We start from the raw sequence: 12,578 nt of genomic DNA on the forward strand, positions 1-12,578 counted from the left end.
ACGTTGGTTCGGGTGGCAGGATGTCGATCCGTGCTCCGACGCTGGCTGAAAGCCAACGCCCTGCTCGTCCCCACCGGGGTCTGGCTGGGGTTCTTCCTCATCGCGCCACTGGTCGTGGTCGTCGAGTTCAGCATCGCCACGCGGGACACCGGCGTCGCGCGCGCCGTGCTGCCGTGGACGATCGACGCCTACCGCACCGCGCTCGACCCGGCGTTCCTGCCGATCTTCGGGCGGACGCTGCTGTACGCGGCGGCGACCACGCTGGCGTGCCTGCTGCTCGGCTTCCCGCTGGCGTGGTTCATCGCGCGGCACGGCGGGAGGTGGCGGACGGCGCTGCTCGCGGCGGTGCTGATCCCGTTCTGGTCGAGCTACCTCGCGCGGATCTACGCCTGGAAGGCGTTGCTGGACGGCGAGGGCCTCGCGAACACCGTGCTCGGCTGGGTCGGCCTCGACCGCGACGGCGGCTTCCTGCTGACCGACGGCGCCGTGGTGCTCGGCCTGACGTACGGGTTCCTGCCGTTCATGGTGCTGCCGCTGTACGTGGCGTGCGAACGGTTCGACGTGCGGCTGATGGAGGCGTCCTACGACCTCGGGCACGGGCGCGTGTCGACGTTCTTCCGGGTGGTGCTGCCGGGCGTGATGAGCGGCGTGCTGGCCGGGTCGTTGCTGGTCCTGGTGCCGGCGGCGGGCGACTTCGTGACGCCGAAGCTGCTCGGTGGCGTGGAGCAGTCGACGTTCGGGTCGGTGATCGACGACCAGTTCCGCGGCGGCAACAACTGGCCCCTGGGTTCGGCGATGGCGGTGCTGCTGCTGGTGCTGGTGGTGGCCGTGCTGGTGCTGCGCGGACGCCGTGGGGAGGACGTGCTGTGAACCGTCGTCCGTGGGTGCTCGGCGCTGTCGTCGTCTTCGTCTTTCTGTTCCTGTACGCACCGATCGCGTGGCTCGCCATCGCGTCGTTCAACTCGTCACGGTCGTTGTCGCGCATCAGCGGGTTCTCGTTGCAGTGGTATTCGGAGCTGGCGGACGACACGCGCGTGTTCGCCTCGCTGCAACTGACGCTGCAACTGGCGTTGGCGTCGGCGCTGATCTCGACGGTCATCGGCACGTTGGCGGCCTTCGGGCTGAGGCGGGCGTTCCCCGGCCGTGGGCTGTGGACGGTGCTGTTGTCGCTGCCGCTGGTGGTGCCCGAGGTCGTCATGGGCGTGGCGATGCTGGGGTTCTTCGTGAAGCTCGCCGGGATCCCGCTGGGGTTCGGGGCGCTGCTGTTCGCGCACGTGGCGTTCTCGCTGAGCTTCGTGGTCGTGGTGGTGCGGTCGCGGGTGTCCGGGATGGACGCCCGGATGGAGGAGGCCGCCGCCGACCTCGGGGCGTCGCCGTTCGTCGCGTTCCGGACCGTGACGCTGCCGCTGGTGGCGCCCGCGGTGGCGGCGGGCGCGGCGTTCGCGTTCCTGCTGTCGTTCGACGACGTGGTGATCTCGTCCTACCTGACCGGCGTCGGCTCCACGACGTTGCCGGTGTTCGTCTACGCGCAGGCGTCGAAGCGCGGGATCTCGCCGGAGATCGTGGCGCTGTCGACGCTGATGGTGACGGCGACGGCGCTGCTCCTGATCATCGGTGTGGTGTTCGCGTCCTGGCGTGCTCGCAGGGCGGGATCAGTCGCGAAGCTGGCCGGGTAGTCAACTTTCGTCGCGCCGATTCGATACTCCAGCGTGCCGCGCGAGACCTGGGACGTCTCGTAGCTTGGCAGCGTGATTACTGCTGTGCGGGCGAGGGCGGAGGCGTTCCGCGCCGACACCCTGGCCCGGCTCCGCGGCCTGACGCCGGTGCGGCTCGCCGGCGACCTGCTCGTGATGGTCGCCGCGATCCTGCTGGACGTGTGGCCGGGGCCGTGGGCCGAGCCGAAGACGTCGGCCTGGGCGCTCGCCGGGGTCTTCGCCATCTACGTCGTGCTGCTGCCCCTGCGGCACCTGTTCCCGGCGACGGCCATGATCGGTGGAGCGGCGATCCCGTTGCTCGGGCCCGCGATCATGGTCGTGCTGAGCTACACGGCCGGCCGCCGGATCGAGTCGTGGGCCAAGGCGATCGTGTCGACCGTGCTCACGTTCGTCGTCGTGACGGTGGTGTGGGACTGGGAAGCGCGGCCGCTCGACATCGACCCCGCCTACGGGATGCTCATCCTCGTCACGATCTTCGGTGTGGGCGTGGCGCTGCCGTTCCTGGTGGGGCGTTATCTCGCGCAGCGCGAGGCGTTGGTGCAGGCCATGCAGGACCGCGAGGAACGCATGCGCGGCGAGCACAAGCTGCTGTCACGGCAGGTGCGGTTGCGGGAGCGCAGCCGCATCGCCCAGGACATGCACGACAGCCTCGGCCACCGGCTCTCGTTGATCTCGGTGCACGCCGGGGCGCTGGCGCTCGACCCGTCGCTCGGAGAGAAGCAGCGCGAGGCCATCGGGGTGCTGCGCTCGGCCGCGTTGACCGGCATGGGGGAGTTGCGGGCGATCATCGGCGTGCTGCGGTCCGAGGACGGCCCCGACGACGACCCCGCCACACGCACAGCGGAATCCATCGACTCGTTGGTGAGCGACGCGCGCAAGGCAGGTGTTCTGGTCAGTCTGGTGCGCGGCGGACAAGCACACCCGTTGCCGTCCCGTGTCTCTCACGCCGCCTATCGCGTCGCACAGGAGGGTTTGACCAACGCCGCGAAGCACGCGCCGGGTGCCGCGGTGCAGGTGACGGTGAAGTACGAACCGGACGCGCTGGTGGTGGAGGTGCGCAACAACCCGTCGCGCAACGGTTCCGCCGTCGGCACGCCCGGTGTCGGGCTCATCGGCCTCACCGAACGCGTGCGCGTCGCAGGCGGGATCCTGCACGTCGGCGCGTTGCCGTCCGGTGGTTTCCGGATCGCCGCCGTGCTGCCGTACGAGGAGACGCCGCTGCCCGACGAGCCCGAGGACGAGCAGGACGAGACCGTGTCGCCGGGCGTCTTCCGCAAGTGGGCGGGCGTCGGTTCGATCGCGGGCGCGTCCCTGGTGCTGGCCGTGATCATCGGCGGCTTCACCTACCTCGGCGCGCAACCGGTGACGCAGGTCGTCTCGCAGGAGAACCTCGACCGCATCCAGGTCGGCCAGTCCGAGTCCGACGTGCTGGCGCTGCTGCCCTCCGGCGACGAACCGCTGGTGGCCGACGGCGAACGCAGGTCGCAGGCCTCGCCGGAGCCTTCGGGGGCCCGGTGCGTCTACCACATCACCGACGAGCAGTCGTACCTCGCGAAGGGCACGCGGGTGGTGCGTTTCTGCTTCCGAGACGGCAAGCTGGTCGAGAAGAAGATCCACGTGCAGAGGACAGGTCAATGATCCGGGTGCTCATCGCCGATGACGAGCCGTTGATGCGGGCCGGCATCAAGGCCATCCTCGGCACCGCCGACGACATCGAGCTCGTGGCGGAGGCCGGCGACGGCCGCGAGGCGCTGCAGATCGTGCGCGAGCGCAGGGTGGACGTGGCGGTGCTCGACATCCGCATGCCCCGCATGGACGGTCTGGCGTGCGCGAAGGAACTCCGCGTCGTCGCGCCCTCGGTCCGGGTCGTGATGCTCACGACGTTCGGCGAGGACGACAACATCGTGCGCGCGCTGTCGGACGGTGCCGCGGGCTTCCTGCTGAAGGACTCCGCGCCCGAGGAACTGCTGCGGGCCGTGCGGGCGGTGAACAACGGCGAGGCCTACCTGTCGCCGATGGTCACGTCGCGGGTGGTCGGCATGGTGGCGACCTCCGGGCAGCCGAAGCGGCAGGAGGCGCAGAAGGCCGTCGAGGGGCTGACCGACCGCGAGGTCGAGGTGCTGGCGCTGCTGGGGCAGGGGATGTCCAACGCGGACATCGGCGCGAAGCTGCACATGTCGGAGGCGACGGTGAAGACCTACGTGTCGCGCCTGCTGGCGAAGCTCGGTCTGACGAACCGCGTCCAAGCGGCCTTGATGGCACGAGACGCGGGCATCGCGAACTGAGGGCGGGAAACGTGGGCGAAGCCGGTTGAGCCGAGAACCGGGTCTGCGAGTTCGCGCCGGACGACCAGCTTCCCGGCGAACTCGCCGGAGTCTGCGGAGCAGCGACCAAAAGCACGAAGGGCCGTTCGGGTGTCACCCGAACGGCCCCAAACGTCTGAACGGCTAAGCGTGGGTTCGTCGACCCGCGACCAGGCGGTAGATGCCCAGCAGGATCAACGATCCGACAATGGCCAGCAGCCACGTGCGGATTTCGAAGAACGAGCCCAGATCGGTCCCGAAGACGGCAGATCCGATGAATCCGCCCAGGATCGCGCCAACGATGCCGATCAGCATCGTGATGATGATTCCGCCCGGGTCCTTGCCCGGCATGATCGCCTTGGCGATGGCTCCGGCCAACAGGCCGAGCACGATCCATCCGAGGATGCCCACCGAGAGTCTCCTTCCAACGAACTTGACGACGCTGGAATGCCCTCGATCTGGTGACTTCACACCTCCAAAACCGGTCCGTTATCAAAGTAACGGGCTGTGCCGGGCTCTCAGGCACTCTCCGGAACAATGAGGGGCGATGAGTACTCCACGCACTGTCCTGATCCTGGGGTCGACCGGCTCGGTCGGGACCCAAGCGCTCGACGTCATCCGGCGCAACCGCGACCGCTTCCAGGTCGTGGGGCTCGGCGCGGGCGGGCGTCAGCTGGACCTGCTGAAGCAGCAGGCCGCCGAGTTCGACGTGCCGGTCGTGGCGGTGGCCAACGGGGCCGAGGTGCCCGGTGTCAGGACGCTGACCAGCATGGTCGACCTGATCGAGGCCGCGCCCGCCGACGTCGTGCTGAACGGCATGGACGGGTCCAGGGGGCTGGAACCGTCGCTCAAGGCCCTGGAGACCGGGGCGACGCTCGCGCTCGCGAACAAGGAGTCGCTCATCGCGGGCGGGCCGCTCGTGCTGGGGGCGGCGAAGCCCGGCCAGATCGTGCCGGTCGACTCCGAGCACTCGGCGCTCGCGCAGTGCCTGCGCGGCGGCACCGAGAACGAAGTGCACAAGCTGATCCTGACGGCGTCGGGCGGTCCTTTCCGGGGCAAAACGCGCAAAGAGCTCGAAACGGTCACCGTGCAGCAGGCGATGGCGCACCCGACGTGGTCGATGGGACAAGTCGTCACGATCAACTCGGCGAACCTCGTCAACAAGGGCCTGGAGCTGATCGAGGCGCACCTGCTGTTCGGGGTCCCGTACGACCGGGTCGAGGTCGTGGTGCACCCTCAGTCCATCATTCACTCGATGGTCACCTTCACGGACGGTTCGACGCTCGCGCAGGCGTCGCCCCCGGACATGCGCCTGCCCATCTCACTGGGGCTGGGGTGGCCCGAGCGCGTCGCGGGTGCCGCGCCCGCCTGTACCTTTGACACCGCCTCCGCGTGGACCTTCGAACCCCTGGACGACGTCACGTTCCCAGCGGTCGAGCTCGCGCGGCAGGCCGGCACCGCGGGCGGTTGCGCGCCCGCGATCTACAACGCCGTGAACGAGGAGGCGCTCGCCTCCTTCGTCGCCGGCAACACGTCGTTCCTGTCGATCGTGGACACCATCGGCCAGGTTCTCGGCGAGGCGAACGAATGGCATCACGACCCCGCGGACGTCGCGGAGGTCATGGCCGCCGAGGACTGGGCACGCGCACGTGCCCGCGAGCTGGTTGGAAGGAACTGAACGTCTCGTGAACACATTCATCAACATCCTCGGGGTGCTGTTGTTCGCGTTCGGCATCGCGGTGTCCATCGCGTTGCACGAGTTCGGGCACCTGCTGACCGCGAAGGCCTTCGGCATGAAGGTCACCCGCTACTTCATCGGCTTCGGCCCGAAGCTCTTCTCGTTCCGCAAGGGCGAGACCGAGTACGGCCTGAAGGCGATCCCGGCCGGCGGGTTCTGCGAGATCACCGGCATGACGGCGCTGGACGAGGTGCACCCGGACGACCGCAAGCGCGCCTTCTACAACCAGAAGGTGTGGAAGCGCGTCGTCGTGCTGTCCGCCGGGTCGATCACGCACTTCATCCTCGGCTTCATCATCCTGCTGATCCTCGCGATGTCGCTCGGCCTGCCGAACAACAAGGACCTGCCGGTCCTCGCCGAGATCACGCCGTGCGTCCAGGACCACACCGTGGGCCTCACCGCGCCGTGCCAGCCGGGCGCCCCCGCCCCGGCCAAGGACGCCGGTCTGCAGGCCGGTGACGAGGTCACGGCCATCGCCGGCAAGCCGATCTCGACGTGGTCGGAGATGCTCAAGGTCACCCGCGACCTGAAGGGCCCGACCGAGTTCAAGGTGCTGCGCGACGGCAAGGAGCTCGCGCTCACGGTGAACGTGCCGCAGGTCACCCGCGAGGTGCTCGACGGCAAGGGCGGCCGTGAGGTCAAGGAGGTCGGCGCCATCGGCGTCACCTGGCAGCAGAACTTCGAGTACAGCCCGCTCGCGGCCGTTCCGGCGTCCATCGCGTTCACCGGCGACATGTTCGTGAACACCTGGAAGGGCCTCATGCGCTTCCCGGAGCGCATCCCGGCCGTGGTCAAGGCCATCGGCGGCGGCGAACGCGACCTCGACACGCCCATCTCGGTGGTGGGCGCGTCACGTCTGGGTGGTGACGCGGCCGAACGCGGTCTGTGGGCGTTCTTCATCCTTATGCTCGCGGGTCTGAACTTCTTCGTCGGTGTGTTCAACCTCCTGCCGCTGCTCCCGCTTGACGGTGGTCACATCGCCGTCAACCTCTACGAACGGGTGCGAGACTGGGTGAGGAAGCTGCGCGGGAAGCCCGCCGGCGCCCCGGTCAACTACATGCGCCTGTTGCCGCTCACCTACGTGGTCATCTTCATCGGCGGCGCCATCACGCTGCTGACCGTGACCGCCGACATCGTCAACCCGATCAGGTTGCAATAAGTGAATTACGGAAAGGTGCACAACCCATGAGTGACGGCGTGATGCTCGGAATGCCGGCACTGCCGCCGCCGGTGCTGTCGGAACGTCGCAAGACCCGCCAGCTGATGGTGGGCAACGTCGGTGTGGGCAGCGAGTTCCCCGTCTCCGTCCAGTCGATGACGACGACGCTCACGTCGGACGTCAACACGACGTTGCAGCAGATTGCGGAACTCACCGCGGCCGGCTGCGACATCGTCCGCGTCGCCTGCCCCTCGCAGGACGACGCCGACGCGCTGCCCGCGATCGCGCGCAAGTCCCAGATCCCGGTCATCGCCGACATCCACTTCCAGCCGAAGTACGTCTTCGCCGCCATCGAGGCTGGTTGTGCCGCTGTCCGGGTCAACCCCGGCAACATCCGCAAGTTCGACGACCAGGTGAAGGAGATCGCGGCCGCCGCGAAGGACCACGGCACCCCGATCCGGATCGGGGTCAACGCCGGTTCGCTCGACCCGCGCCTGCTCGCCAAGTACGGCAAGGCCACGCCCGAGGCGCTGGCCGAGTCGGCGATGTGGGAGGCGTCGCTCTTCGCCGAGCACGACTTCCACGACATCAAGATCTCCGTCAAGCACAACGACCCGGTCGTCATGGTGCGCGCGTACGAACTGCTGGCCGAGCAGTGCGACTACCCGCTGCACCTGGGCGTCACCGAGGCCGGCCCCGCCTTCCAGGGCACCATCAAGTCGGCCGTGGCGTTCGGCGCCCTGCTGCGTCAGGGCATCGGCGACACCATCCGGGTGTCGCTGTCCGCGCCGCCGGTCGAGGAGATCAAGGTCGGCCACCAGATCCTCCAGTCGCTCAACCTGCGCCCGCGCAAGCTGGAGATCGTCTCCTGCCCGTCGTGCGGCCGCGCCCAGGTCGACGTGTACACGCTCGCCGAGCAGGTCACGGCCGGTCTGGAGGGCATGGAGGTGCCGCTGCGCGTCGCCGTCATGGGCTGCGTCGTGAACGGCCCCGGCGAGGCCCGCGAGGCCGACCTGGGTGTCGCGTCCGGCAACGGCAAGGGCCAGATCTTCGTGAAGGGCAAGGTCATCAAGACCGTGCCGGAGCACGCGATCGTGGAGACGCTGATCGAGGAGGCCATGCGCCTCGCCGAGGAGATGGAACCGGTCGAGGGCGAGTCCCCGGCCGTCACCGTCGGCTAGTTCTGCCGCACGCGGGGACCTTTCGTTCGCTTGGACCGAACGAAAGGTCCCCGCGTGCGTTCGGCCTGGGTGTGTCGTCACTGACAGTAGGCACTGTTGGCTGATGTCACGAGGACGTTTCATCTGGCACGCTAGGTGACGTGCTGAGGCTGGCCGGAGCGCGCGTTCTCGACGAACGCGACCTGATCGACGTGCGCGGGGTGTTCGACGCCGACCCCGTGGCGGCGTGCATGGTCGCGGCCAGGGTCGAGGTCGCCGGCCTCGACCCGTGGCGCCTCGGCGGCGAGATGTGGGGCTCCGACTCCAAGCCGATCCGGGGCCGGATCGAGGGTCTCTGCTTCTCCGGGCCGAACCTGATCCCCCTCAAGGGCAGTGCCGCGGCCATGCGCATGTTCGCCGACCGGGCGCGCAGGAGAGGCCGCATGTGCTCGAGCCTCGTCGGCCCGGCCGAGCAGGTCCTGACGTTGTGGGACGAGCTCCAACCGGACTGGGGGCCGGCCCGCGAGGTGCGCGGCGACCAGCCGTTGATGGCCATCTCGGGCACGCCGAAGATCACCCCGGACCCGCTGGTGCGCCAGGTGCGGCCCAGCGAGATCGGGCGCTACCTGCCCGCCGCCATCTCGATGTTCATCGAGGAGGTCGGCATCGACCCGTGCGCCGAGGACGGCGGCGCGGGTTACCGGGCGAGGGTCACCGAGCTCATCGCCGCGGGCCGGGCGTTCGCGCGGTTCGAGCACGGCGAGGTCGTGTTCAAGGCCGAGATCGGCGCCATGTCGTCCAAGGTCGGGCAGATCCAGGGTGTCTGGGTGCGGCCGGACCGGCGGGGCGAGGGCATCGGCACGGCGGGCACGGCGGCGGTGGCCGATCGGCTCACCAGGGTGCTGAACAGGACCGCGAGCCTCTACGTCAACGGCTACAACCACGTGGCGCAGGCCGCCTACCGCCGAATCGGTTTCGAACAAGTCGGGCAATACGCCACTGTCCTCTTCTGAACGGGCATACTCGCGCGAGTGCGCCTTCTCGCGACGATCACGGTTCTGCTGGTGACGGTGAGCGGCTGTGGGCTGTTCAAGTCGGAACCCGGGGCTCCGGAGATCACCAACGACTTCCTGGCGAAGCTCGCGTCCGGTGACGTGGCCGGTGCCGCCGGGATGACCGACAACCCGAACGAGGCCAAGGACACCCTGGAGAAGTTCAGGGGCGCGCTCAAGCCGGAGGGGCTGAGCAGCAAGGTCGACCAGATCCGCAAGAACGGCGAACTCGCGTCGGAGGCCTCGGTCACGCTCGACTGGGACCTCGGCAAGAACCGCCACTGGACCTACCCGACCAAGTTCGACGTGCGCCAGGAGGGCGACACGTGGAAGGTGCACTGGGCGTCGTCGGTGGCGCACCCGAAGCTCGCGCCGCAGCAGAACGTCAAGCTCACCGAACTCACGCCCGACCCCGCGCCGGTGCTGGACCGCGACGGCACGCCGTTGCTGGCCCCCGAACGCGTCGTGTCGGTGCTGCTGGTCGCGAAGGAGGCCGGTGACCTCCCGGCGGTCACCAAGGCCCTCGCGGACGCGCTGAACCCGCTCGACCAGGCCATCACCCAGCAGACCATCACCGACGGCGTGGGCAAGACGCCGGAGGGCCAGGCCTACCAGGTGGCCGCGTTGCGCGACGCCGACTACCAGTCGGTGAAGCCGAAGATCTACGAACTGCCCGGCGTCCGGTTCAGCGCGCAGACGTCGTTGCTCGCGCCGAGCCGGACGTTCGGCTCCCAGGTGCTGCCCGCGGTCCGCAAGCTGATGGAGAACGACATCGCGGGCAACGCGGGCTTCCGCGTCAGCACCGTCGACGCGCAGGGCACCGAGGTCGAGGAACTGCACTCGAAGGCCGCCGAACCCGCGAAGGCCGTCAACGTCGCCCTGTCCCGCATCGTCCAGGCCGCCGCCGAGGACGCCGTCGAACCCATGACCGCCCCCACGATCCTGGTGGCGATCCAGCCGTCGACCGGCGACATCCTGGCCGTGGCGCAGAACGACCCGGCCGACGCCCAGGGCGCTCTCGCGCTGACGGGCCGCTTCCCGCCGGGTTCCACGATGAAGGCCGTCTCGGCGCTCGCCGCGATCGGGTCCGGCAAGGTCACCGCCGACACCCCGCTGCCGTGCCCCGGCAAGACCACCATCGACGGCCGCCGGATCGTGCCGAACTCCAGCGAGTTCGACAAGGGCACCATCCCGCTGCACTCGGCGTTCGCGTTCTCCTGCAACACGACCTTCGCCCAGCTCGCCGTCGACATGCCCGCGGACCTGCTGACGAACACCGCCCTGTCGCTCGGCCTCGGCGTCGACTTCGACGTCCCGGGCCTCACCACGATCACCGGCTCCGTGCCGCCCGCGACCGACGTGGTGGAACGGGCGGAGGACGCGTTCGGCCAGGGCAAGGTGCTGGCGTCGCCGTTCGGCATGGCACTGGTGTCGGCGTCCATCGCCAAGGGCTCCATGCCGACGCCGCAACTGGTGCGCGGCAAGGAGACCAAAGCGGACAAACAGCCCACCGCGCCGCCCGCGGCGTCGCTGGAACCGGTGCGCGCCATGATGCGCGAGGTCGTCGAGTCGGGCACTGCACCGCAACTCAAGCCGTACGGAGACGTGCGCGGCAAGACTGGTACCGCACAGTTCGGCGACGGCGTGCACTCACACGGGTGGTTCATGGGCTACCGGGGCGATCTCGCGTTCGCGACCTTGGTGCTCAGCGGAGAAACTTCGACTCCAGCCGTGGAGGTGGCGGCGAGGTTCCTCAAGGCGGTGCCGTGATGAGCAAGACCACAGAGCTGACGATGCGCGAGCGCCTGATCCGGGCGGGCGTGCTGCTGCCCGCGCCGAGGCTGCCGGAGCCGCGGGCGGAGGACCAGGTTCAGGGCGGGGAACGCCTGCAAGGCTAATCTGGAGCGCATGGCTGTTCGTGCTCCACTGCAACCCGGTGTGCAATCCCCGCGTCGTCAGGTGCCCTCGCGCATCGTGCGTCCCGAGTACGTGGACAAGCCCGCGCCGCAGAAGAGCACCGACCCGTGGGTGCAGCCACCCGAGGTCATCGAGGCCATGCGCGTCGCCGGCCGCCTCGCCGCCCAGGCGTTGCAGGAGGCCGGCAAGGTCGTCGCCCCCGGCGTGACGACGGACGAGATCGACGCCGTGGCGCACGAGTTCCTGTGCGACAACGGCGCGTACCCGTCGACGCTCGGCTACCGGGGCTTCCCGAAGTCGTGCTGCACCTCGCTGAACGAGGTCATCTGCCACGGCATCCCGGACAGCACGGTCGTCGAGGACGGCGACATCGTGAACATCGACGTGACGGCGTTCATCGGCGGCGTGCACGGCGACACGAACGCGACGTTCTTCGCGGGCACCGTCTCCGAGGACGCCAAGCTCCTCGTCGAGCGCACCCACGAGGCGACCATGCGCGCCATCAAGGCCGTGAAGCCCGGCCGTGAGCTCAACGTCGTCGGCCGCGTCATCGAGGCGTACGCCAAGCGGTTCGGGTACGGCGTGGTGCGCGACTTCACGGGTCACGGCATCGGCCGCACGTTCCACAGCGGGCTCGTGGTGCTGCACTACGACGAGCCGTCGGTGAAGACCGTGCTGGAGCCCGGCATGACGTTCACGATCGAGCCGATGATCACGCTCGGGGACTACGAGGGCGAGATGTGGGACGACGGCTGGACCGTCACCACCAGGGACAAGAGCTGGACCGCGCAGTTCGAGCACACCATCGTCGTGACCGAGACGGGCTCGGAGATCCTCACAGTCTGCTGATCACCGATCGCAGTGCGGCCGCGACCGTCGAGGGCGACGTCGCGGCCGCCAGGTGGTGCGACTCGACGCGCTCGACCGGCCAGCCCAACTCTTCCGCCTTCGAAGCCGCGTCCTCGTAGACCGGCGACAGCAGGACGTACCCGCACGCCCCGGACCACTCGACGCTCGGGCGCTGCTCCTTCATGAACTCCCACGGCACCTCGGGTGCCTCGTCGCGCATCTCCTCGCGCAGTCCGGCGGGCACGAGCCGCAACGGGTCCGAGTCGAACCAGCGGTCCCAGCGCGGCAGCCGGCCGTCGCGCACCGACGCCTTGACCTGACGGGCCAGCGCGGGGTCGACGGTCTCGCGCCAGGCGCGACCGGGAGTGGGCAGGTCGGAGTCCAGGAACACCAGGCCGGCCACGTCGAGTTCCAGCGCGTCCGCGAAGGCCGGCAGCAACGGGCCCGCGCCGCTGTGCCCGACGAGCACGAGCGGCCCGTCGACCCCGGAGTCCTCCAGGGCGTCGGCGAACGCGCCGATCAGCCGCTGGTGCACCGGTGCCTCGTTGATCGTCATCTGCAGGTCGGCCAGCAGGACGGCCATCCCGTCGGAGGCCAGTTCGTCGGCGAGCGGGCGCATGCTCGAAGGGCCGAGGAACGGGCTGTGCATGAGCACGACGGAGACCATGGAGGTGATGATGGCAGC

At 69.2% G+C, this 12,578-nt stretch carries 13 protein-coding genes; 11 read left to right on the forward strand and 2 right to left on the reverse strand.

The window, feature by feature from the left end; genetic code table 11:
* Positions 1-30 precede the first annotated feature (30 nt).
* The 4 genes from QSK25_RS14390 to QSK25_RS14405 all read left to right on the forward strand — a co-directional run bounded on the left by QSK25_RS14390 (position 31) and on the right by QSK25_RS14405 (position 4,000).
* Positions 31-870 carry an ABC transporter permease gene (locus QSK25_RS14390; RefSeq protein WP_285638733.1) on the forward strand — a complete coding sequence of 280 codons (840 nt, stop codon included), beginning with the start codon at positions 31-33 and terminating at the stop codon, positions 868-870.
* On the forward strand, positions 867-1,676 hold the full coding sequence (locus QSK25_RS14395) for an ABC transporter permease (RefSeq protein ID WP_285638734.1): 810 nt from the start codon (positions 867-869) through the stop codon (positions 1,674-1,676). The genes QSK25_RS14390 and QSK25_RS14395 overlap by 4 nt, the downstream gene beginning before the upstream one ends.
* Before the next feature lie 72 nt (positions 1,677-1,748).
* Positions 1,749-3,353 (forward strand): sensor histidine kinase, encoded by a 1,605-nt coding sequence (locus QSK25_RS14400; protein WP_285638735.1) that lies wholly within the window; start codon positions 1,749-1,751, stop codon positions 3,351-3,353.
* Positions 3,350-4,000, forward strand: a complete 651-nt coding sequence (locus QSK25_RS14405; protein WP_285638736.1) for a response regulator — start codon at positions 3,350-3,352, stop codon at positions 3,998-4,000. The genes QSK25_RS14400 and QSK25_RS14405 overlap by 4 nt, the downstream gene beginning before the upstream one ends.
* Positions 4,001-4,162: 162 nt before the next feature.
* Here the strand turns inward: QSK25_RS14405 and QSK25_RS14410 are convergent, their stop codons facing one another.
* Positions 4,163-4,429 (reverse strand): GlsB/YeaQ/YmgE family stress response membrane protein, encoded by a 267-nt coding sequence (locus QSK25_RS14410; protein ID WP_285638737.1) that lies wholly within the window; start codon positions 4,427-4,429, stop codon positions 4,163-4,165.
* A gap of 136 nt (positions 4,430-4,565) precedes the next feature.
* Between QSK25_RS14410 and dxr the strand changes: the two genes are divergently transcribed.
* The 7 genes from dxr to map all read left to right on the forward strand — a co-directional run bounded on the left by dxr (position 4,566) and on the right by map (position 11,893).
* Entirely contained in the window at positions 4,566-5,696 is a 1,131-nt protein-coding gene (gene dxr / locus QSK25_RS14415; protein WP_285638738.1) for a 1-deoxy-D-xylulose-5-phosphate reductoisomerase, read from the forward strand.
* Between the two features lie 7 nt (positions 5,697-5,703).
* Complete coding sequence (locus QSK25_RS14420; protein ID WP_285638739.1) at positions 5,704-6,915, forward strand: M50 family metallopeptidase; 1,212 nt, start codon at positions 5,704-5,706, stop codon at positions 6,913-6,915.
* Positions 6,916-6,965: 50 nt separating this feature from the next.
* Positions 6,966-8,096, forward strand: coding sequence for a flavodoxin-dependent (E)-4-hydroxy-3-methylbut-2-enyl-diphosphate synthase (ispG, locus tag QSK25_RS14425; protein WP_285639370.1), 1,131 nt, complete (start codon positions 6,966-6,968; stop codon positions 8,094-8,096).
* Between the two features lie 140 nt (positions 8,097-8,236).
* On the forward strand, positions 8,237-9,088 hold the full coding sequence (locus QSK25_RS14430; RefSeq protein ID WP_285638740.1) for a GNAT family N-acetyltransferase: 852 nt from the start codon (positions 8,237-8,239) through the stop codon (positions 9,086-9,088).
* A gap of 18 nt (positions 9,089-9,106) precedes the next feature.
* Entirely contained in the window at positions 9,107-10,897 is a 1,791-nt protein-coding gene (locus QSK25_RS14435; protein ID WP_285638741.1) for a penicillin-binding transpeptidase domain-containing protein, read from the forward strand.
* Positions 10,897-11,025, forward strand: coding sequence for a hypothetical protein (locus QSK25_RS14440; protein WP_285638742.1), 129 nt, complete (start codon positions 10,897-10,899; stop codon positions 11,023-11,025). Before QSK25_RS14435 ends, QSK25_RS14440 begins: the two co-directional genes overlap by 1 nt.
* Before the next feature lie 10 nt (positions 11,026-11,035).
* Positions 11,036-11,893, forward strand: a complete 858-nt coding sequence (gene map / locus QSK25_RS14445; RefSeq protein WP_285638743.1) for a type I methionyl aminopeptidase — start codon at positions 11,036-11,038, stop codon at positions 11,891-11,893.
* Here map and QSK25_RS14450 read toward each other — a convergent pair.
* The gene (locus tag QSK25_RS14450; RefSeq protein ID WP_285638744.1) at positions 11,880-12,560 is read right to left on the reverse strand and encodes an alpha/beta fold hydrolase; all 681 of its coding nucleotides are present in this window, start codon (positions 12,558-12,560) and stop codon (positions 11,880-11,882) included. The genes map and QSK25_RS14450 overlap by 14 nt on opposite strands.
* Between the last annotated feature and the right edge of the window lie 18 nt (positions 12,561-12,578).

Origin of the sequence: Lentzea sp. NBRC 102530 (genome assembly GCF_030269365.1) — a bacterium.
In the GTDB taxonomy this organism is placed as follows: Bacteria; Actinomycetota; Actinomycetes; order Mycobacteriales; family Pseudonocardiaceae; genus Lentzea.